At 41.7% G+C, this 22,000-nt stretch carries 14 protein-coding genes; 7 read left to right on the top strand and 7 right to left on the bottom strand.

All coding sequences use genetic code 11. The features are described from left to right. Positions 1-3,756: an ATP-dependent RNA helicase HrpA gene (gene hrpA, locus ACX6CI_RS07670; protein ID WP_458777577.1), complete on the bottom strand. Its 3,756-nt coding sequence runs from the start codon at positions 3,754-3,756 to the stop codon at positions 1-3. Positions 3,757-4,000: 244 nt separating this feature from the next. On the opposite strand from hrpA, the gene galU reads away from it, so the two are divergent. Beyond that, the gene (galU, locus tag ACX6CI_RS07665; RefSeq protein WP_458777576.1) at positions 4,001-4,873 is read left to right on the top strand and encodes a UTP--glucose-1-phosphate uridylyltransferase GalU; all 873 of its coding nucleotides are present in this window, start codon (positions 4,001-4,003) and stop codon (positions 4,871-4,873) included. Beyond that, complete coding sequence (gene priA / locus ACX6CI_RS07660) at positions 4,870-7,410, top strand: replication restart helicase PriA (protein ID WP_458777575.1); 2,541 nt, start codon at positions 4,870-4,872, stop codon at positions 7,408-7,410. The genes galU and priA overlap by 4 nt, the downstream gene beginning before the upstream one ends. 47 nt (positions 7,411-7,457) lie before the next feature. Here priA and ACX6CI_RS07655 read toward each other — a convergent pair whose 3' ends face one another. Both ACX6CI_RS07655 and ACX6CI_RS07650 read right to left on the bottom strand, forming a co-directional pair. Then, entirely contained in the window at positions 7,458-9,008 is a 1,551-nt protein-coding gene (locus tag ACX6CI_RS07655) for a sensor domain-containing diguanylate cyclase (protein WP_458777574.1), read from the bottom strand. 148 nt (positions 9,009-9,156) lie between these two features. After that, positions 9,157-10,197 carry a KamA family radical SAM protein gene (locus ACX6CI_RS07650; RefSeq protein WP_458777573.1) on the bottom strand — a complete coding sequence of 347 codons (1,041 nt, stop codon included), beginning with the start codon at positions 10,195-10,197 and terminating at the stop codon, positions 9,157-9,159. A gap of 78 nt (positions 10,198-10,275) precedes the next feature. On the opposite strand from ACX6CI_RS07650, the gene maeA reads away from it, so the two are divergent. After that, entirely contained in the window at positions 10,276-12,012 is a 1,737-nt protein-coding gene (gene maeA / locus ACX6CI_RS07645; protein ID WP_458777572.1) for an oxaloacetate-decarboxylating malate dehydrogenase, read from the top strand. A 61-nt stretch (positions 12,013-12,073) separates the two neighbouring features. On the opposite strand, the gene ACX6CI_RS07640 is transcribed toward maeA, so the two are convergent. After that, positions 12,074-12,274, bottom strand: coding sequence for a cold-shock protein (locus ACX6CI_RS07640; RefSeq protein ID WP_458777571.1), 201 nt, complete (start codon positions 12,272-12,274; stop codon positions 12,074-12,076). 480 nt (positions 12,275-12,754) lie between these two features. Between ACX6CI_RS07640 and ACX6CI_RS07635 the strand changes: the two genes are divergently transcribed. The 4 genes from ACX6CI_RS07635 to ACX6CI_RS07620 are packed head-to-tail and all read left to right on the top strand — an operon-like array spanning position 12,755 to position 17,589. Further along, a complete protein-coding gene (locus ACX6CI_RS07635; protein ID WP_458777570.1) occupies positions 12,755-13,555 on the top strand; it encodes an alpha/beta fold hydrolase in 801 nt (266 codons plus the stop codon). Positions 13,556-13,566: 11 nt separating this feature from the next. Beyond that, positions 13,567-15,195 (top strand): fatty acid CoA ligase family protein, encoded by a 1,629-nt coding sequence (locus tag ACX6CI_RS07630; protein ID WP_458777569.1) that lies wholly within the window; start codon positions 13,567-13,569, stop codon positions 15,193-15,195. Beyond that, complete coding sequence (locus tag ACX6CI_RS07625; RefSeq protein WP_458777568.1) at positions 15,168-16,190, top strand: NAD-dependent epimerase/dehydratase family protein; 1,023 nt, start codon at positions 15,168-15,170, stop codon at positions 16,188-16,190. The genes ACX6CI_RS07630 and ACX6CI_RS07625 overlap by 28 nt, the downstream gene beginning before the upstream one ends. Beyond that, positions 16,180-17,589, top strand: a complete 1,410-nt coding sequence (locus tag ACX6CI_RS07620; protein WP_458777567.1) for a M48 family metalloprotease — start codon at positions 16,180-16,182, stop codon at positions 17,587-17,589. Before ACX6CI_RS07625 ends, ACX6CI_RS07620 begins: the two co-directional genes overlap by 11 nt. A 145-nt stretch (positions 17,590-17,734) precedes the next feature. Here the strand turns inward: ACX6CI_RS07620 and dusB are convergent, their stop codons facing one another. From dusB to leuS, 3 genes are all read right to left on the bottom strand, one after another. Then, positions 17,735-18,682 (bottom strand): tRNA dihydrouridine synthase DusB, encoded by a 948-nt coding sequence (gene dusB, locus ACX6CI_RS07615; RefSeq protein ID WP_458777566.1) that lies wholly within the window; start codon positions 18,680-18,682, stop codon positions 17,735-17,737. A gap of 67 nt (positions 18,683-18,749) precedes the next feature. Then, complete coding sequence (lptE, locus tag ACX6CI_RS07610) at positions 18,750-19,271, bottom strand: LPS assembly lipoprotein LptE (RefSeq protein WP_458777565.1); 522 nt, start codon at positions 19,269-19,271, stop codon at positions 18,750-18,752. A gap of 162 nt (positions 19,272-19,433) precedes the next feature. After that, positions 19,434-21,926, bottom strand: a complete 2,493-nt coding sequence (gene leuS / locus ACX6CI_RS07605) for a leucine--tRNA ligase (protein ID WP_458777564.1) — start codon at positions 21,924-21,926, stop codon at positions 19,434-19,436. Positions 21,927-22,000 lie beyond the last annotated feature (74 nt).

Here is a 22,000-nt window from a genome sequence, read left to right as displayed (position 1 = left end):
TCAACATAGTGAGCGTACCAGTTGCCATTGTTTTTCCAGTTTCTTCACAGAAACGGATGAGCTCGTACGGATTTCAGGTGCAAATAATACCAGTCTGTAGTTGTTGATCATTTCTCTAAAGAGATTTATTTCTTTTTTAGCCTCAGATGACAGTGTGTTGGTGTTTTTACTCAATTCATTCAGTTTGTTAAGAAAAGGGGTTAATTGTACCTCTTTTTGTTGGTCTTTTCGAGGATCTACATAAAATCTGTCTAAGCGAATCTGCAGTCCTTTAAGATGACTCTCTGTGTCTTGTAATGAAAAGTCAGCTGGCTCAGTTATAAAAGATAGGGGGAAAATCTCATCAAGTGTTTTGTGGAAGTAATCCTTCATTGGTGGGAGTAAATGTCCTCTCTGTTTACTTTTTAAAAATGTAGATTCAATGAGTTGTTGCACCTCTTTTCTCATGCGTAGTGCTTTCATGGTCGACTGAATAATCAATTGAGCTTTTTTGAAAAAACCTTCCTGTTTCATTTCGCTTACTCTTTGTTCAAACAACTCTTTATCTATAATTGAGGTTATGGGATCAGGAAAAAGTCGTAGCAAAACATAGCGGAGAAACAGTTCGGTCAATTCTTTTTTATTCTTTGCAATGGACATAAGTTGCAAAACGGAGGGGCCAGTCAAAGTGGTGTTACATAACTTTTTCAAAGCCTTATACGGTTCTTTGAACTGGAGTCTATAAAGGCCGATGGTCCCAAGGGTGTTCATTTCGCAGGCTAATCGGAAATCCGGGACGAATGAAATTTTAACAAACCCTTTTTCTGGTTGATCTACAAGAGCAGGAAATAGAATTTGGGATACTTCGCCCTTATTATTGTGCAGTGTGATTTCACTAGGAAGATCATCAAAATTCCAGGTGGTATGCTCACTGTTCTGCCATTTTTTGATGTGCGGATTGTTCTCAGAACGTATAGTTGTTACGGCTTTTATGGTTTTCTTTCTCGATGATTTATTAATGATCTCCTGTAAATTCCTTCCGGATAAAAATTCTTTGTCTTTCTCATCTATGAGAACAAAACGAGGCGTGAGGTGGGGAGGGAGTTCTTTTGACCATTCAGTTCGATTAATCTGAAACCCGAAAAGTTTTTGAATTGAATTTTCAAGGGTTGGTAAGAGAGGCCCCGATCCGAAATCAATATCATCGAGTATTCTATTGACGGAATCATTTACAGGCACCAGACGTTTCCTCAGGCTTTTAGGAAGAGCCTTTAAGAGGAATGTGAGTTTTTCTCTCAATAAACCAGGAACAAGCCAGTTGAATTGTTCACTGTTATACAAAGTTGCAACACCGATGGGGAGGCGGAATGTAACGCCGTCCTTTTCAGAACCGGGCTTGAAATTGTATTCTAATCGAATAGTGCTTTCACCAATGTGAAAGACAGGAGGAAAGTCAAAGAGTTCGTTTTCGTCAGGTTTTCGAAGAATAATATCACTATCCTCCATCAGGAGCAGGGAATTGTCTCTTCGTTTTTTTAAAAACCTGTTGAGTGTTGGCTGGTCGTAAACATAATCCGGAAGATTACGGTCATAAAAAAGGAAAAAATTATAGTCGTCTGTTACTATATTTCGTATGCGAAGTTTGTCTTCAGATTCCTGCCATTTTGTGATGCGTTGATCGTTTTTTTTGAGGAAATTGTATTGTCCAGAAATATGTCCCTGCACAAGGGCATGCTGAATAAAAATGTCTCTTGCTTCTTTTTTGTTTTTATGATGTCGTGCCGGGAAATTTACCATTCTACCACTACTTAAAGGCAGACCAAAAAGCGATACTGACTCTTCAGCGACAACTGTTCCTGATTTTTGTCGCCAGTGTGGGTTTGACCATGCGTATTTGCACAAGTTACCCGCAACAGGTTCTATCCATTCAGGGGAAATCGATGCAACGTTTAACGCATACAGTCTATTCGTGTCTATATATGATCCGCTGATAATCCACTCACTTGATTTTTCGAACTGGCCTGAACCTGGGAATATCATGAACTCTTTATTGTGGGTTCCGGAGTAGTTCTTCCCTTGCTTTTTTTTTGCTAAATTACGTAAGAATCCAGCCAGGAGTGATTTGTGAATTTGTTCGTAGCTTGCGATCTCATCGTTGATTGTGAACTGTTTTCGTTTTGAAATGATTCTTTTGAGTTGATCGTGTAAATCGAACCATTCACGCATTCTTTGAAACGAGAGGAAGTGTGTTTTGCAATATTTTTTAAGAAAGGACCACGATTTTTTTTCTTTAGCCCCATCGTGGAACGAATCCCAGATGTTAAGTAAGGTAGAAAAGTCGGAGTGGAGATGGTTAAACTCCTTGTGGGCCAGGTCAGCCTCTTTTTCTTTTTCAGCTGGACGCATCCTGGGGTCCTGGATTGCAAGGGCTGCTGAAATAACGATTATTTCCTTAAGACAGTTGTTTTGTTTAGCTTCAATTATAATTCGCGCAATACACGGGTCTATTGGTAGATCTGCCATGATTCTACCATTTACTGTAAGGCGTTTGCTGTTGTCAATTGCTCCGAGTTCTGTCAGCAATCTATAGCCTTCTTTGATTGCGTTATTGTATGGAGGGTCTATAAAAGGAAATTTAGTAGGATCCCCAAGCTGTAAAGATATCATCTGCAGAATTACTTCGGCAAGGTTAGATCTTTTTATTTCAGGAACAGTATATTCGTCTCTTGAATTGAAGTCGTCCTCTGAATATAGCCGAATGCAGAGCCCTGGTCCTACCCTGCCACACCTTCCTTTTCGCTGGTCGCAACTCGCCTTGGATATGCGGCTTACAGGCAAACTTGTGGTCTTTGCACGGACGTTATAACTGGAAATTCTGGCAAGTCCTGAGTCAATCACATAGCGAATTCCAGGAACAGTAAGGGAGGTTTCGGCAACGTTAGTTGAAACTATTATTTTAAGCCTGCCACTCGATTGGAATATTTTTCTCTGGTCTCCAGAGGCGAGGCGTCCAAATAATTGAAGAACGGTTACGCCTTGGAGGCTCTGTTCAAGGATTTTGCAGCATTCGCGGATATCTTTTTCGGTTGCTAAAAAGACCAGTATGTCGCCTTCAGGTTGCTGAGAGACAAGTTGTCTGACAACTTCAGCGCAGTATTCAACAACATTTTCTTTGGCCCCAGATGTCGTTTCCTCTGCTGGTTGATACTGAACCTCAACCGGATATGATCTCCCGGAGACTGTGATTATAGGAGCATTATTAAAATGTTTCGAAAAGGCTTTGGTATCTATGGTTGCAGAGGTTATGATTATCTTGAGATCAGGCCTCTTGGGTAAAAGATTTTTGAGGTAACCGAGGATAAAGTCAATATTGAGACTCCTTTCATGGGCCTCATCGACTATAATTACACCATACTGCTTAAGTAGAGGGTCGTTGCGTGTTTCTGCGAGCAGGACCCCATCTGTCATGAATTTGATTTTAGTATCAGGTCCGGTCTTGTCATGGAAACGAATTTTGTATGCAACAGTTTCTGCAGGCGCTTGTAATTCCTCTGCAACTCTTGTTGATACAGCGGTAGCAGCAATACGCCTGGGCTGGGTACAGCCGATGACAAGCTTGTTCTCAGGAAATGCTTCAAGACACATTTTGGGGAGTTGAGTCGTTTTTCCTGATCCAGTATCCCCTGCTAGAATAACAACCTGGTGCTGTTGAATTGTTTCTACGATATGATCTTTTTCTTGTGATATTGGTAAATTGTCAGGGTAGTGAATGTTCATGTAATTAAAAAATAGATGTCAGGAAAAAAGTATGTTAAATCAAATCCAAAGTTAATAGCTGGATAAATAATTAACCCCGGTTAAAGGGAAGTCAGTTGTGATAAGTACTTTTACAAGATTGAATCATCTAAAATAGTAGATACACGTAGACTTCAGATAAACGTGAATTGTACTTATGTGTAGATTATCATTGAATTGTAAAGGTACTAGTAGCTCATTCTTATAATACAATCTTGAGGGTCAAATGAAAGTACGTAAGGCAGTTATTCCTGTAGCAGGACTTGGAACTAGATTTCTTCCCGCCACAAAAGCAATTCCAAAAGAAATGCTCACCATCGTCGACAGACCTACTATACAATATATTGTAGAAGAAGTCGTGGCGTCAGGAATAGATCAGATTATCTTTGTCACCAGTGAGGGAAAATCTGCCATTGAAAACCATTTTGATTTTAATTTCCATCTCGATTCTGTACTAAAGGAGAAAAATAAGGTTGTCCTCGGTGAAGAGCTTAATAATATTTCAAACCTTATTGATATTGTTTCCGTTCGTCAGAAAAAACCGTTAGGTCTCGGCCATGCCATTTGGACCGCCCGTCATGTAGTTGGAAATGAACCTTTTATGGTCCTCTTAGGTGATGATCTCGTACTCAGTCAGAAACCCTGTGCAAGGCAGTTGATAGATCTGTTTGATGAGGTTGGTGAGTCGATTGTGGCGATTCAACGTGTACCAGATTCAGAAACACATCAATATGGTATTGTTGAAGGTGAAGAAAATGGCCATAAAAATACGGTAAAGGTAACTCGAATGGTTGAAAAACCAGCACCTGGTACAACTGAATCGGATATGGCCATTATCGGAAGGTATATTTTGATGCCTGAAATCTTTTCAATTCTTGATAAAACGACACCTGGACATGGTGGCGAAATACAATTGACTGATGCTCTGCTTGCCTTGACCAAAAAGCGCGGAATGTATGCTTATGAGTTTGATGGTGTACGCTATGATGCAGGTGATAAAATGGGGTATTTAAAGGCTATAATTGCCTATGGATTGAGGCATCAAGACCTGGGATCTCAACTTAAAAAGCATATCAAAGAGGTCGCAGCCTCTTTATGATTCATGTTGAAGTTGCGGTTGCTGTTCCAATTTTCCAAACATTAACCTACTGCTTACCTAAGACTGAATTGCATGACGATGTGAGTGATGCGGTCAGCGCACAATATACAGGGCGACGAGTACTCGTCGCCCTTGGCAATCGTATGGTGACAGGTTATGTCGTCAAATTGTCTGATGAAGGCGATGAAAAACCAGAATTTACAATAAGACCTATTGTAAAATTCCTCGATGAATATCCTCTATTTCATGTCACTCTTACTACCTTTTTTAAGTGGGTAGCTGATTACTACCAATATCCCATAGGCCTGGTTATAAAGGCCGCTCTTCCTGGTGGACTGGCTCCTAAATCAAAAAAAATGTTGGTTCTAACCAGTAAAGAAGCTGTTGCAGAGAAGTATCTCCATGGAGAGATACCTCCATGGCTTGCTGAGCTCCTTAATAAGGGCAGAATCGATTATAAAAAAGCGATATCAGAATTCGCAACAGAGGATAAAAAACAGCTTGCCCAACTTTTTTTAGCACAATGTGTTTCTGAAGAGACCGAAATTGTAAAAGATAGTGTCAAGGAAAAGCGGGAAGCCTGTTTTACATTGATTGATCAACAGTTTCCGGTACCTGAAGTTGGAGTTGAAATATTCGATACTGTAGAGCAGTACCGTAATCGGGTTAATAGGTATCTAGGAAAAAAAATAAAGCTATCAGAGGCAAAGGCCTTAATGGCTATCTATGCTGTGGCTTCTAGGAGTAATGGTCCTCATGCTGCTCTAAAAGAGATAAAAAAAATCTACTCAGGCGCTGCCAAAGCACTGCAGGCTCTTGAAGAGTCTGGTGTTGTAGCTAAAGAGTTTCATAGAATTTATAGAAGTCCTTTTGGTGAGCAACTCAAATTTTACCCTCGGCCTGACACATTAACCCCCGAACAGGAACTTGTCCTATCTGAGTTAAGGCCCGCTATTAATAAACGTGCATTCTCACCTTTTCTGCTCCATGGAGTTACCGGGTGCGGTAAGACTGAAGTGTATTTAAGAGCCGCTGAGCTGACTATAGCCAAGGGGCGGGATGTTATTATTTTAGTTCCGGAAATTGCACTTGCAACGCAATTAGAGGCGCACCTGCTCTCTCGTTTTAAAGATTTGGTTGTTCTGCTTCATTCAGGTCTTACTAGTGCCGAAAAATACGATCAATTTTTCCTTGCTCTGAGTGGTAAGGCCAAGATAGTCATAGGGGCAAGGTCCGCAATATTTGCACCTCTACAGGATCCCGGTCTGATCATCGTTGATGAGGAGCATGATACGAGTTACAAACAGGATGACAGTTTCCGATATCACGCTAGAGATCTAGCTGTGTTAAGGGCAAAGCATCACAAAGGTGTCGTACTTCTCGGATCGGCAACTCCTTCAATTACAAGTTTTGAAAATGGCTGCACTGGCAAATATAAGCTTCTGACAATGAATAAGAGGGTAGGTGACTCTGTTCTGCCACCTGTTAAACTTGTTGATTTAAGTAAAAAGGATTCACGTAAAAAAAATAGATCTTCTATTATTCAGCACCAGCTGTTAGCCAAGCTTGAAGCTAACCTTGCAAGTGAAAAACAAGCAATTCTTCTGCTTAATCGCCGCGGGTTTTCAACAGCCCTCCTGTGTAAGGATTGTGGTAACCCTGTTCAGTGCAACCACTGCAATGTCTCTCTCACCCTGCATAAGCAGCAAAACAAGCTTATCTGTCATTATTGTGGATTTACCACAACAGCACAGACTGTATGTGTTCATTGCAGGTCCGTTGAACTCGCACCTGCGGGATTTGGAACTGAGCGGGTAGAGGAGGAGCTAAAAGAGTTACTTCCTACTGCACGGATTACAAGGATTGATTCCGATACAGCAGCCGACAGGAAAAAATTTTTAAAAGTATTGTCGGATATGCATGCCCGGGAAATAGATATTTTGATTGGCACTCAAATGATCGCTAAAGGCCATCATTTCCCACATGTGACATTGGTGGGCGTGGTTTGGGCGGATGGTGGAATGAGTATGCCCGATTATAAGGCCTCGGAACGAACATTTCAACTTATAACCCAGGTGACGGGGAGGGCAGGCAGAGGCGAATTCCCTGGAGAGGTAATCATTCAGACCTTACGACCGGAACATTATGCCATTCAGTTTGCCAAAAAGCATCAGTATCTGGCTTTCTACGAACATGAGATGAGGTTACGTAAACACCCCGCCTTTCCGCCATACGTGCGTTTAGTACTCTTACGAGTTCAGGGAAAGGTTGAAAAGAATGTTCAGCAGTCCACCATGAATCTTGCAAGATTTTGCAGGAAAGGGATTGAAAAACATGAGCTTAATCTAGAGGTTTTGGGCCCAGCCCCTTCTCCTCTAGATAAAGTCAGAGATAATTTTAGATGGCAGATACTACTCAAAGGAGTCTCTTCTACTGTATTACATGATCTCTGCGCTGCTGTACGTTCCGTTCAAAAAGACATCTTAGTTGCGCAGTGTAATCTGGTTGTAGATGTAGACCCTGAAAACATGATGTGAATTATTAGAAGTTCGACTTAAGTGTAAGTATATTGGTCAAAATCACCCTAGAACGAATACCACTTCTTTTTAGGGGAATAGCTCATAACCCTATTTCGACCTTTTTCTTTTGCTTCGTATAAAGCTTGATCAGCCTGACTGATAAGGATGTCTTTTTTGAATTCATCCTCAGTTGCCGGTTTAGCACTACTGACTCCAAAACTTGCGGTAACACTGTAGGTCTCACGGTTATCATCAAAGTCTGCGGACTCTATTGCTGCGCGAAGTTTTTCGGCAACCTTCATTGCTTCCTCAAGATCAGTTTCAGGGAGGATGACAACAAATTCTTCTCCACCGTAGCGTGCAACAACATCATATTTTCTCACATTGTCTTTCAGGATAGTTGCAAATTCTGTGAGTACAAAATCACCAACCTGATGGCCATAGGTGTCATTGAAATTTTTAAAGTGATCAATATCTAAGAGAAGTATGGAGATAGTTGAACTGTTTCTCATACACCGGCTAATTTCTTGATCAAGAGAGTTTTGAAAGAACCGATGATTATAGGCGCCGGTTAACCCGTCAAGGTTGGCAAGGTTGTCGAGTATTGTATTTTTTTCTTCAAGTTCCTTTGTCATATTTTCAAGATGGATTTTGGCCAGGATAAGTTGCTTGTTCATCTGGTCATAATCTAAATTGATGAGGCTCAGCTTAATATTGGCCTCTTGAAGTATTTCCTGTACCGAGCTAGTACCCTTTATTTTCAGGTTAAAATATGTTCCAGCTTCCTTAAATCTGAGATGTACCTGGTTGAGTATTGTCTCTATTTCTTCTGCTGTAAACTTCAGCAACTGGGTTGCTTCGCTTCGGAACTGCTGGTGGTATTTTTCAGGTTTTTCAGAAAAAAGAATATTTACGAGGAGATCTGAGAGAAATACCGCGTTTACAGTCGTTTGAATGTCAGGATTTTTCCCTTTGTAGCTTGATGGATCGTGGTGGTATAAAATTGGATCGATCAGGATGTCCGGAAAACCCCAGTTTCTTGCCACCTCTGTTCCTACCAGTGCGTGGTTAATACCAAACACTGCCTCTTCAGCAGCGAGTAAATCGTATTGGTTATCTTCGACTGCGGCAAGGACCTCATCATATTTTTCAGGAAAGATCTTTGCAAGAATCAGCTCACCAAGGTTTTGCAGGAGTCCTGAAATAAAGATCTGTTCGGTGTCAGCTCCTTTAACATTTTCAAGTATTAGACGGGCGGCCACAGCAGATGCAAGTGAGCGTTCCCAAAAGTGTTTGAAATCAAATCGACTTTCCTGTTTCCCACCCTTAATGGTGAGAAAGGAAAAGGATAGGACAAGGCTTCTCACTGCATTCATTCCAAGAATACTTACGGCCTGCTTGATAGATCCAATTTGTTGTGGAAAACTATAAAAAGCAGAGTTCGAAACCTTAAGGATTTTAGCGGAAATGGAGATATCTTGTTCAACCAGGTTCCCAATGTCTGCTATGGTTGTATCTTCACGGGAGGTTAATGTAATAAGCTGTGAGGCTACGGTGGGCAGAGTAGGGAGTTCATCTGATTTTAATATTGTTTTTAGTACATCATCCTTATTCATAGTACTCCGTTGTTAGCAAAGGACACAGTTGGCATTTGTTAAATAGAAGTATACGGCTTAACGAATTATATAATCAAGGGATTATCATATAAAAAAATAGTATGGAGAGCATGTAGAGTTTCTTTGATAGATTCTGGAGTGTATGATTTTAGGCTTCAGGATACTCGCACAATTCTCCTTTATAATTCTCAAATACGAGATTAGCGGGGGTGCTCTCTTTAATAAATTGGGGAGTAAGTGGTATCTTCCCCTTGCCTCCAGGTGCGTCTAAGACAAAGGTGGGGATCGCCATGCCAGAGAGGTGTCCATAGAGCTGTTTCAGGATGGCAATACCGTCACTTGTTGACGTTCTAAAATGATTCACTCCCTTAGTTAGGTCGCTTTGAAAAAGGTAGTATGGTTTTACCCTCATCAAAAGTAGATTCTGAAACAGATCCTTTAGTACTGCTACATTATCATTAACACCTTTTAGCAGCACTGTTTGGCAACCGAGCGGAATGCCTGCATCAGCTAATTTTGTGCATGCCTCGCGCGCTTCGGGTGTTAATTCTTTTGGGTGGTTAAAGTGGGTGTTGATATATAAGGGGTGATGTTTTTTAAGTAATTTAGTGAGACGTTCGGTAATTCGCATGGGGAGAACACATGGTACCCGAGTGCCGATCCGAATCATCGTAACAGAGGGTATTAAGCGAAGATGTGAGAGAATATCATCCAAAAACTCATCGTCGAGTAGCAGTGGATCACCTCCAGAAATGAGGACATCACATACTTCCGGGTGTTTATATAAATAGTCGTAGGCTTGCCCAAGAGTTGACTGATCAATGTGCATTTGGGCAGATCCAACCTTTCTTTTTCTTGTACAGAATCTGCAATACATAGCACATTGATTGCTGGTCAGCAGCAATACTCTGTTTGGGTACTTGTGGACAAGGTTAGGAATGGGGCTGAGGTCTTCTTCACCGAGTGGGTCAGGGATACAGACTGTATCACATAACTCCAAAGGGTCAGGAATGCACTGCTTCCAGATGGGATCTCCCGGATATTCAATCAAATTGAAAAAATATGGGTTTATCCTCATCGGAAAATTTGCTATTACATCTTGAGATACATCAAAATTACGACCCAGTTGATGCTGAAGTTGTTCCGGAGTAGTGATGCTCTTTTGTAATATTTCTTTCCATGGTTCCATGGCTGGGCATTATGGAGGAAACGGTGCGGCTTGTCAATTGGACATTTCTTTTTATATGCTTTTTAGAGGGAGCTGGCTATGTCTTCAGATCTGTACCGATTTAAGTATGACGAATTTGGCAATACCAAAGAGATAATAGTTTATGCCAGTGGCGATTCTGCACGTTCCAGCAGATATATAAATAAGGGAACTGCCTTTAGTATAAATGAGAGAAAAAAGTTAGCTTTAGATGCTACGCTTCCGCCGGGAGTGCGTTGTCTGTTTGACCAGGTTCAAAGCTCGCAAAAAAAAGTGAATGAGAAGGTAAATGATATTGAAAAATATATCTTTATCCGGGCTCTGTTTAACAGGAACTCTACTCTTGCACATGCCCTAGTAAAGAGTGATATAGAAACTTATATAAAGCTTATTTATACACCCACAGTGGGGCTTGCTGTTCAACAATATTCTTCCATGTTTCGCCATGCAAATGGATTGCACTTCTATCCTGGCAATATCGATAATGCTGAAGATATCTTGAGACGATTTGCACACCGCGATATCCGGGTTGCTGTGGTGACCGATAACCACGGAATTCTTGGTCTTGGTGATCAGGGTGCCGGTGGAATCGCAGTCTGTCATGGTAAATTGATGATTTATACCCAGGGGGCAGGTATCGCTCCATGGCACTGCCTGCCTATATCCCTTGATGTTGGAACGAATAATGAGGTTCTACTTGCTGACAAACACTACCTTGGCTGGAGGCAGTCAAGGCTTGAAGGGGAGGAGTACCTTTCTTTTATTGGTCGTTTTGTCAGGGCTTTTAGAAATGTTTTCCCCAATGCTCTTTGTCAGTGGGAGGACTTTTCACCGAAGACCGCCTTTTCAATCCATGATGCATTCAGGGATGAGATCATTTCCTTTAATGATGATATTCAGGGCCTGGGTGCTGTGGCTGCATCGGCAATTTTTTCTGCTATGAAAGTTAAAAATGAAAAAATTGAGGAGCAGAACTATCTTATCCATGGCAGCGGTACTGGTGGTGTCGGAATTGCGCGAACTATAAAACAGATCCTTATGGGTAAAGGGCTCTCTGAGAGGGAGGCTAGCGAGCACATCTTTGTGGTGGAAAGAGAGGGCTTGGTTTCCACTGATCGGGACTGCCAGTTCTATAAAAAGCCATTTGCCAAAGATCCAGTCGATCATCCATGGCTCACAGAGCTTGATTCAACCGATATTCCAACCATAATTCGTGAAGCTGGTATTACTGTTCTAATTGGTACAACCGGACATGAATTCTTTTTTAATGAAGAGACGATCAGTGAGATTAAGAAAAATACCAATCGACCAGTTATTCTACCTCTTTTTCAACATGTTTCAACCTCTGCTCAGTTGTGTCAGAGCATAGCGAAATGGAGCGATGATGGTTTGCTAATAGGTACGGGGAATCCCTGCGCTACCATGGACGCTCTTGAACGGTCCAGTAATATTAGCCAATGTAATAATGCTCTAATCTTTCCAGGAGTAGCGTTAGGGGCACTCGTTTCAGGGGCAAGTGAAATAACCCAGGACTTCTTTATTGTTGCAGCTGAGGCGGTGTCAGATATGCTTACTGAAAAGCAACTCAGTGAGGGGAAAATTATGCCGTCTCTTGACGCTATGTATGATGTTGCAAAGGTGGTGGCACTGGCGGTTGCTATGTGTGCGGTAGAAAAAGGTTTGAGCAGGCCGTGTGTCTACTCAGATTTTCAACCAAATGGGGACGCTGCGAGAATGGCAAAGCTCATAGACAGGATGAGGTGGATGCCAGATTATTTACCACTCACTCCTATGTAAATAAAAAAAGCCCCATAACACGATGTGTTATGGGGCTTGGAATTGTAATTGCTAAAGCATACTACATTTTTTGTACGTTGTCAGCAGCAGGACCCTTAGGACCATCTACAATCTCAAAAGATACTCTTGATCCTTCTTCAAGGGATTTAAAACCTTCAGTTTTGATTGCAGAGTAGTGTACAAATACATCTTGTCCACCATCTTGCTCAATAAAACCAAATCCTTTTGCATCATTAAACCACTTAACTGTTCCTTCTGCCATCGTACCGCTCCTTGTATACTCGGTTTATAACTAAACCGTTAATAAATCTCTAGCTTATTAAGCTAGATAACCAGATGCTATGCGAATGCCTTGTACTTATCCCCTTGCATTTACACTGTTATATCCTGATAACAATGTTTAGCGCACAACAGTAATTCGTTTAGCATATTGGTATTTTTAATGCAACACAATAATGAACATATTCCAATATATTCGGGCAACTAGGAATTATTATTAACGAGAAGAGGGAGTAGTTTGTATTATTTCGAACATTTAGAACAGATTTCTGTAGATAAACAGTTGACATGCTCCCAGCGAGGGGACTAGAATATTTTTTCTACTATTCAAGTCAAAAAAACGACCTGATTACTCACAAAATTACGACTCTTCGGGTCTCATATAGCTTATTATTAAAGGATTATACACTTGTTTCAAGACTATCCATTCACCTCACGTTTCCACGGTTTAGGTGATTTGAAAATGCATTATATTGATGAGGGGAAAGGACCAGTCATTGTGATGGTCCATGGAAATCCAACATGGTCATACTATTATAGAAATCTGATCCACTCGTTAAGAAAGAATTTCAGGGTTATTGCAATAGATAATATTGGGTGTGGCCTTTCTGACAAACCACAGGATTACGCCTATACATTGAAGCAGCATATTGCCAATGCAAGTAATCTCCTTGATACCCTCGGTATTGATAGGTTCTCCCTTGTTCTTCATGACTGGGGTGGAGCTATTGGTATGGGATTAGCTGGAAAGGTTCCTGGTAAAATCGATAAAATAACGGTAATGAACACAGCTGCATTCAGGTCTACAAAAATACCACTGCGTATTAGCCTGTGTCGCATTCCAGTTTTAGGCGAGGTTATTGTTCGCTTGTTTAATGGTTTTGCGTGGCCTGCAACCTTCATGGCTGTAACAAAACCTCTGTCTGCAGAAGTGAAGTCAGGTTATCTTGCGCCTTACAACTCATGGAAAAATCGTATTGCCACCCATAGGTTTGTGGTTGATATTCCCCTCGATTCAAAGCACCCAAGCTATGACACCCTTGTTTCCGTTGAAAACGGGCTGGAACAGATTAAAGAAAACAAGGTTCCTCTGCTTATTGTCTGGGGTGGAAAGGATTTTTGCTTTAATGATAGTTTCTATACCGAGTGGTGTGAAAGATTTCCATATGCTGAAACTACATACTACAAAGATGCCGGTCACTATCTGCTTGAAGATGAAAGAGATGAAGTTAATAAAAGAATAGCTGCATTTTTTCGTAATTAGGGATGTGATTTATGCAAGTTGGTGACAACATTGCCGAGGTGTTTGTCAACGCTTCCAGGGCAAATGCAGAAAAGACTGCAATCGTTGAAGCAAGAGATGGTAGTTCCATTACGTTTAAAGAGCTTAATAGTCGCTCTGATGAGTATGTGGATTATTTTCTCTCCCAAGGCCTTAAATCTGGTGAGATAGTAATTTTAATGGTTAAGCCCTCCATTGATTTTATCTGTCTTACCCTGGCACTTTTTAAGATTGGCACACCAGTAGTACTTATCGATCCTGGCATGGGCTTTAAGAATTTATTACGTTGTATTAAAAGAGTTGAACCGGATTATCTTATAGGGATACCAAAAGCTCTTTTATTCTCAAGAGTTTTCCCAAAGCCATTTACCTCCATTAAGAAGAGATTTTGTTGTGGTGGGTCTTTAGGTTTTTTTTGGCCTAATATCAAGAGATTGAGGCGTGTATCTGATAGTTCACATGAGGTATATAAGCCCCGTAAGGATGATCTGGCAGCAATTATATTTACCACAGGTTCAACAGGCCCTCCCAAGGGGGTTCGATATGAACACTCGATTTTCAGCGCGCAACTGCAACTCATTAAACGTTTCTACGAGATTGGAGACAAGGATACAGACCAGCCGGCTTTTCCATTGTTTGCACTTTTTTCTACTGCCCTTGGAGCCTGTGCGATTATTCCTGATATGGACCCGACTAAACCTGCCAAGGTTGATCCGGCAAAATTCGTATCTTCAATACTTAAAAATAAAGTTACATATTCATTTGGTTCTCCTGCAATTTGGCGGGTTGTGAGCAGGTATTGCATTGATAATAAAATTAAGCTTCCAACCCTTGAAAAGGTATTGATGGCAGGAGCACCTGTCCCATATGATCTGTTGCGTAATATGACTGAAATCCTTCCCGGCCATGGTCGTGTGATGACACCATATGGGGCAACTGAAAGCCTCCCTATTGCATCCATTGATAATATTGAAATACTGGGCGAGACAATGGAACTGAGCAGAGTAGGGCGGGGAACCTGTGTTGGTTATAGTTTGCCTGGTATAAACATTAAAATCATTGAACTGTCAGATGAGGCAATAGAAACTATCGAACAGTGTACCTTTGTTGGGACAGGTACAATAGGTGAAATTATTGTTTCTGGTGGCGTTGTCACTAAAAGCTATATGAACAATGATGAAGAAACCCGTCTTGCCAAGATTAAGGATAACGAGGGTTTTTGGCACAGGATGGGAGATGTTGGTTATTTAGATGTGAAAGGTCGATTGTGGTTTTGCGGGAGGAGGGCACATAGAGTGGTGGCCCATGATACAACATATTTCTCAATACCCTGTGAAGCTATAGTTAATGAGCATCCCGATGTATATCGTTCAGCTCTTGTCCCTGTACAAAACAAAAATGGAGAATGCTTACCTGTCCTTATCCTCGAGCCAATTGAAAACTTTAGTGGAAATGAGGAGCAGTTGATTGCAGAGGCAAAGGTTCTTGCAAAGAAAAGTGAAATAACTGACACCATAGAAAATTTTTATATTCATAGAAGTTTTCCTGTGGATATAAGGCATAATGCAAAAATATTTAGGGAAAAATTAAGTATATGGGCCCAGGAAAAAATGTACCCTTAACTTTTAGATCTGCCCTCGTCACAGGTGGGGGGGGATTTGTAGGAAAGGCTGTGGTATTACAGCTGCTCCAGCATGGCGTAGATGTCAGGGTTATAGGAAGAAATAACTATCCAGACCTTGTAGCTTTAGGGGTAACCTGTGTTCAAGGTGATCTTGCAAATAGTGAAGACGTAAAGACCGCGTGCAAAGGAGTGGACGTCGTTTTTCATGTGGCAGCGCTTGCCGGTATCTGGGGGGCCTGGAAAAATTATTATACGACCAATGTCCTTGGCACTGAACATGTGATCAATGCGTGCAAAGAAAATGGTACTCAGGCACTGGTTTACACCTCCACACCCTCTGTTGTTTTTGATCGTAAAGATATCATACATGGTGATGAAAATTTACCCTATCCATCTGAGTTCCTCTGTTCCTATGCAAAATCAAAGGTCATAGCTGAAAAAGCTGTTTTGACAAATGATGCAGTTTTATCCTGCGCCTTAAGACCCCATCTTATTTGGGGGCCTAATGATCCTCATCTCTTACCACGACTCCTTGCTGCTGGAAGGAAGAAACAATTGAAAATTGTGGGCGATGGTACCAATCTTGTTGATATATCTTATATTGACAATGTTGCACATGCCCATATTTTAGCAGCGCAGAATTTAACGGGAGAAAAAACAGCCGCTGGTCAGGCCTATTTTATAAGCCAGGATAAACCTGTCAATTTATGGGACTGGGTTAATGATCTGTTTGGATTAATGGGTGTTGAAAAAATTACTCAAAGGGTTCCCTACAAAACTGCCTATAAGGTTGGGGCCGGTTTAGAACTGTTGTATAAACTTACAGGTAAGTCCGGGGAGCCTAGAATGAGCAGATTCCTGGCTGAACAGCTGGCTAAATCACACTATTTTTCGTGTAAAAAGGCTTCTCAAGATCTTGGCTTTACCCCACTGGTTTCAACTGAAGAGGGGCTTGCTAAAACAGTACGTTGGTTAAAAGATAATGGTCACTAAAATTGGTAAAACACTTACGGCGGTAATAACAGTTCTCCTCTTTTCCGTCCAATCTATTAGCCCTGCCGTAGCTTTTAATATTGGTGAAGAACGAAAGGTTGGTGAGAAACTTCTGTATAGTGTTAGATCAAGTTTCGATCTTATCGATGACCCTGATATTACTGCATACATAACAGACGTTGGGCAGAGCGTTGTAGCGGTCGCAGGTATTCAGTATTTCGATTATCATTTTTTTGTAATAGACAGCAAGGATTTTAATGCTTTTGCAGCCCCTTCCGGACTCATCTTTTTTTACTCCGGTCTTATTGAATCCATGAATAGTGAGGACGAGCTTGTCTCGGTTATTGCCCATGAGATTGGCCATATAGTTAAGCGCCACATTGCAGCACGGCTTGAAAAGAGTAAATACACATCCATGACCACCCTTGGTCTTGCCCTTGCCGCTATTGCCTTTGGTGGTGCTGCGGCCCCTGCGCTTCTTACAGGTGCTTTGGCAACAGGTCAAAGTATGACCCTTCATTTTTCCAGGCAAAATGAAGAGGAGGCTGATTTGCTCGCCTATGGTTGGATGAAAAAGCTGCACCGCGATACGGAAGGTCAGGAGAGGATGCTGGAATCCATGCGACGTATTGCACGTTATAGAAGTGATGCTCTACCTCAATATCTTTTAACCCACCCTAACCCCGAATCAAGACTTGATACTATTCAATCGTTGATAGAGTTGGATAAAGATAGTTATGAGCCAGATGAGAGCAGTAAGGATGAATTCAATTTCCTGCGTTTCAAGTATCGCGTATTGTCACGAGCAACTACTTCCATGTCATTGCGGGCAAATCTGGCGAGTATTCTTGCAAATGAGTCCAGCTCAGAATTGCAAAGGGATATGGCAAATTATGGTATGGCACAAATAGCGCGGAGTGAAAATAATTACAGTTCAGCGCGAAACACATTGAATGACTTATTGCTCAAGTACCCGAAAAAAAACAACCTTTTGTCGGATGTAGGTGTTCTTGAGTATGAAGCTGGGAATTTTGTAGAGGCTGAGAAGATATTGCAGACAGTTCTTGGTGTAAATACATCAGATATGTATGCAATATACTATCTAGGGTTACTGTATCAAAAGACTGCCCGTCTGGATCTTGCAATCAAACAATTTGAAATTTTGGAAAAAGAATTACCCCAGTATGCAAATGTATATTTTTCTCTAGGGCAGATTTATTCTAATATAAAAGAAGACGCACTCGCACAATTTTACCTTGGTAAATATAACTTATATGAGGGTAAGATAAAGTTGGCCCATCAAAATTTCAGGGTGGCAATGAGGGGTAAAAGTCTTGATGAATCAAAAAGAGAAGAAGCTGAAAAGCTACTGGAGCGAATTGAGGATTTGAAGGAATAGCATGAGTGCCTTACTCCTCAACTTCTGTTAAAAAAACAGGTAGTATAGACTCCGAGAAACTCAAGAACAATAGTTAAAATCGTTAAGCTGATTGTTGCCAACAAGGCACTTGTTTAGGCTTTGCTTCTCGTTTTTCGGGGCTGGTTTAAACCTCAGGCTCACCGAGATCATAGCTTAAAAGTAGTTTTTGAATAGCTTCGCTTGAAGAGGCATCAAAGATTTTCTTTCTAAAATTGGACGCTCCTCTGAGGCCCTTGAAATAACGGCTTATGTGATTTTTTATGTATCCCATAACCCGGTCTGCAGGCAAGTGTTCCTGCATTAGAGTGAGATGCCTTCTGGCACCATCCATTATCTCTTTGTAGTCATCAGGCCGGCCTTTTTGGGCAAAAACCCAAGGGTTTCCAAGTGCTGCTCTACCTATCATAACCCCCTGACATCCAGTTTGTTGCATCATTAGGTGACCATCTTCTAAAGAGGAGATATCCCCGTTCCCAATTACAGGGATGTTGACATTTTTACAGACAGCACCAATAACCGTGGGATCTATAAGGCCTGAAAATCCCTGGGACCAGGTTCTTGCATGCACAGTAAGAGCGGTTGCGCCGGCGCCCTCTGCCATCTTGGCGAACTCAATGGCGGAAATATGTTTACTATCTTTTCCACTTCTAAACTTCACAGTGACAGGGATGTTCACCTTTGAGGTGACACGCCTGATTATGTCTTCTGCCAGATCAGGTGTGGTCATGAGTGCCGCTCCAGCACCTCTTTTCGTAACCTTACGAACAGGGCACCCCATATTAATATCAATTATATCAGGGTTAAAGGAGGCGAGTATCTCTGCAGCCTCAGCCATTATTTCGGGCTCTGCGCCAAAAAGTTGAAAGGATACAGGCTTCTCAGTATCAACAGATTTGAGCATACGAAGGGTATTACTCTGTCGATACACAAGGCCGTGGCAACTAATCATCTCAGAGACGGTGAGTCCTGCCCCAAATTCTTTGCACAAGAGGCGAAAAGGAAGGTCTGTATATCCGGCAAGTGGAGCGAGTATAAACGGATTTTCTAGTTTGACTGGACCGATTTGAAGCATAATGAGCGATGGGGAGATAACACCGTTTCACAAAACACGAGGTGAAACGGTGTAGAAATAGGAAAAATTATATCTGGGGAAGTGTTGCTACTGTTCTCTGGTAGATCTTCTTAGAGAGATTTTCTATGATTTCATCTAAGGCTTCACTTTCATTATCGGAATTAGTAGAAGAGCTGCTAGTGACAAGATATTCCTCTGTCCAGGTTTCAGAAGGCACCTCAAGAAGCACTCGGTCGGTGGCGATTTCTTTTAAGATATAGCGCACCTTGAGATGAACTTTAACCTCTGATGCTATGTTATTTGAGTCATAGGAGAGGCTTGGCAGTGATATTGAAACGATTTCACCGGCCAAGATAAGGTCAGCACCAGATTTGTCACGAACTGTTTTGAGTGACCCTGATTTTTGAAACCACTTGGTCAGCGATCTGTAAATTTTTGAGTCAAGGCCTAGTTCGCTGGTTCTGTTCTTCCATTCTGTGGCATAAATCACCTTCGAAGGTCCACTGTAGACGTTGGGATTCCTATAGCCACAACTTGCTATAAGAATGAGGAACAGCATGATGGTTACATTTCTCAAAACTGTCTTCACGTTTTTTCTCCTCTCTTAATGATCTGGTATTTTGTAATTTAGAGTAATTACAAAATCAATATCTGCTGATGTGGTTATTACCGCAGAAATTCAATTTATCGTTTATCAATGAATTTCAGTGAGATATTAACCACAGCTGGTTTGTTTTTACCGCGGATTGTGTCAAATAACAATATTAACAAGTTTCTTTTGTATAACAATAGTCTTTTTAACAGGTTTTCCATCAATGAATTTCAAGGCATTTTCATCGGAAAGTGCCAACTTTTCAATTTCATCGTTGGTTATGTCTGCTGCAACCTCCAGACGTGATCTCACTTTACCGTTTATTTGAATAACAATCGTGAGCAAATCATCTTTGGCGGCTTCCGCATCAAAACTTGGCCAGCTTTGATCTTCAAGTTCGCTGCTGTTGCCTATCTTTTTCCACATTTCTGAAGCAAAATGGGGCACCATTGGTGCGAGAAGCAGGGTGAGCACGGTAACTGCCTCTTTAACAACAGCCGCTTCAAGATTATTCTTTTTCTTGTCTGCAACTGAAGCTGAGAGCACATTGAACAGTTCCATCATTGCACTGATAGCGGTGTTGAAGTGGAAGTTGTGCTCAATATTTTCAGTGACTCGTTTAATGGTCTGGTGGGTTTTTCTATGCAGAACGCGCCCGCCATCGCTTAAGGTTTCAGGGATATCACTTGTCACGGCAAGCATATCTTCACAGCTTATAATGAGTCTATAGACACGGTTTAAGAATCTCGAAGATCCTTCAACACCGGCCGAGCTCCACTCAAGATCTCTTTCGGGTGGTGCCGCAAAGAGGCTGAAAAGCCTAACAGTGTCAGCTCCAAACTCTTGAATGAGGTCATTTGGGTCAACAACATTGCCTTTTGACTTAGACATTTTGGTACCGTCTTTAATGACCATTCCCTGGGTGAGTAGGTTGGTAAACGGCTCGTCAACACTCAGGTGGCCAAGATCACGTAATACCTTTGTGAAAAAACGTGAGTAGAGTAAGTGGAGAATGGCATGCTCTACACCTCCGATATACTGATCTACAGGCAACCAGTAAGAAGATCCGCTTTGCTCAAGGGGCGCGTCTTCACATCGTGGCGTGGTGAATCTTGCAAAATACCAGGATGACTCCATAAAGGTGTCCATGGTGTCAGTTTCACGCTTTGCAGGACTTCCACATGTGGGACAGTTGGTGTTAATGAAGTCTTCTCTTTGATGCAGGGGAGCACATGTGATTGCGGTTCCTTCGTCTTCAGGAAGGGTAACAGGTAGATCCGCATCAGGAACAGGCACTACACCACATGTATCGCAGTGAATCATCGGAATAGGGGCGCCCCAATAGCGTTGTCTGGAAATACCCCAGTCACGAAGTCTATAGGTTATAAGATCTGATCCAAAGCCCTTTGTATTTGCATATTCAATAATAGACTTTTGCGATGCTACCGACTCCAATCCTGTAAAATCGCCTGAATTAACAAGAAGGCCTGGTACAGTAGATGCCTCAGTCATATCGCTTGCAATAAGCTCAACACCTTCTGGGATAACGACAGGTGTAATGGGGAGATCGTACTTTCTGGCAAATTCAAAATCCCTCTGATCATGGGCAGGAACGGCCATCACCGCACCGGTTCCATATTCCATTAGGACAAAGTTGGCCACATAGACAGGAATCTTTTCACCGTTAAACGGGTTGATACAATATTTCCCGGTGAAGATACCTTTTTTCTCCGGCTCTTCCTCAAGGGACTGGCGTTGTTTTTCCTGGATAATTTCTTTTACAAACTCACGAACCTCAGTTTCTCTTTCAGTGCCTTTTATGAGGTTGTCGAGAAGTGGGTGTTCGGGTGCAATAGACATGAAAGAAACACCAAAAATGGTATCAGGACGGGTGGTGAAAATAGAAATAATATCATCACTTTCGTCAACTGCAAAGTCACAGGTAAGACCGGTTGATTTGCCGATCCAGTTACGCTGCATTGTGATAACTTTTTCTGGCCAGCCTTTAAGCTTGTCCAGATCAGCTAAAAGTTCTTCAGCATAATCTGTAATTTTGAAAAACCAGCCGTTCATTTTTCTTGGAGTGACGAGTTCATCACAGCGCCAGCAGGCTCCATCAATGACTTGCTCATTAGCAAGAACAGTCTGGCAGTCTTCACACCAGTTCACAGTGGTAACTTTTTCGTAGACGATGCCTTTGTTGTACATCTCTATGAATAGGCGCTGTTCCCATTGATAATATTTTGGGTTACAGGTAGCAATTTCCCTGCTCCAGTCATAGGAGAGTCCTAATTGACGTAACTGATTGCGCATGTAGTCAATATTGGAATAGGTCCAGGTAGCAGGGTGGGTATTGTTTTTTTGTGCGGCGTTTTCAGCAGGGAGGCCAAAGGCATCCCAGCCCATGGGGTGAAGCACATTAAAACCTTGCATTCTCTTGTATCTGGCCACAACATCACCAATGGAGTAGTTGCGGACATGACCCATATGTATACGACCGGAGGGGTAGGGGAACATTTCAAGGACGTAGTATTTTTCTTTGGAATCATCTTCTACGACCTTGTAGGTTTCGTTGGTTTCCCAGATTTCTTGCCATTTATTTTCAATGGATTGAAAATCATATTTATTACTCACGCCATTTTCTACGGTCATAATTCAGCCTTTGTTAGTTCTTAGTATATAGATGTCAGTACTTTTTAATGCTGTAATCAGCTCATTACGAGAAC

This window comes from Desulforhopalus glucosivorans (assembly GCF_054397165.1).
This window is presented reverse-complemented; position numbering and strand designations above follow the sequence as displayed.

Bases quoted from the DNA above. Each gene is read 5' to 3' on its own strand.
- hrpA (WP_458777577.1), bottom strand. From the start codon at position 3,756: ATGAACATTCACTACCCTGACAATTTACCAATATCACAAGAAAAAGAT.
- galU (WP_458777576.1), top strand. From the start codon at position 4,001: ATGAAAGTACGTAAGGCAGTTATTCCTGTAGCAGGACTTGGAACTAGA.
- priA (WP_458777575.1), top strand. From the start codon at position 4,870: ATGATTCATGTTGAAGTTGCGGTTGCTGTTCCAATTTTCCAAACATTA.
- ACX6CI_RS07655 (WP_458777574.1), bottom strand. From the start codon at position 9,008: ATGAATAAGGATGATGTACTAAAAACAATATTAAAATCAGATGAACTC.
- ACX6CI_RS07650 (WP_458777573.1), bottom strand. From the start codon at position 10,197: ATGGAACCATGGAAAGAAATATTACAAAAGAGCATCACTACTCCGGAA.
- maeA (WP_458777572.1), top strand. From the start codon at position 10,276: ATGTCTTCAGATCTGTACCGATTTAAGTATGACGAATTTGGCAATACC.
- ACX6CI_RS07640 (WP_458777571.1), bottom strand. From the start codon at position 12,274: ATGGCAGAAGGAACAGTTAAGTGGTTTAATGATGCAAAAGGATTTGGT.
- ACX6CI_RS07635 (WP_458777570.1), top strand. From the start codon at position 12,755: ATGCATTATATTGATGAGGGGAAAGGACCAGTCATTGTGATGGTCCAT.
- ACX6CI_RS07630 (WP_458777569.1), top strand. From the start codon at position 13,567: ATGCAAGTTGGTGACAACATTGCCGAGGTGTTTGTCAACGCTTCCAGG.
- ACX6CI_RS07625 (WP_458777568.1), top strand. From the start codon at position 15,168: ATGGGCCCAGGAAAAAATGTACCCTTAACTTTTAGATCTGCCCTCGTC.
- ACX6CI_RS07620 (WP_458777567.1), top strand. From the start codon at position 16,180: ATGGTCACTAAAATTGGTAAAACACTTACGGCGGTAATAACAGTTCTC.
- dusB (WP_458777566.1), bottom strand. From the start codon at position 18,682: ATGCTTCAAATCGGTCCAGTCAAACTAGAAAATCCGTTTATACTCGCT.
- leuS (WP_458777564.1), bottom strand. From the start codon at position 21,926: ATGACCGTAGAAAATGGCGTGAGTAATAAATATGATTTTCAATCCATT.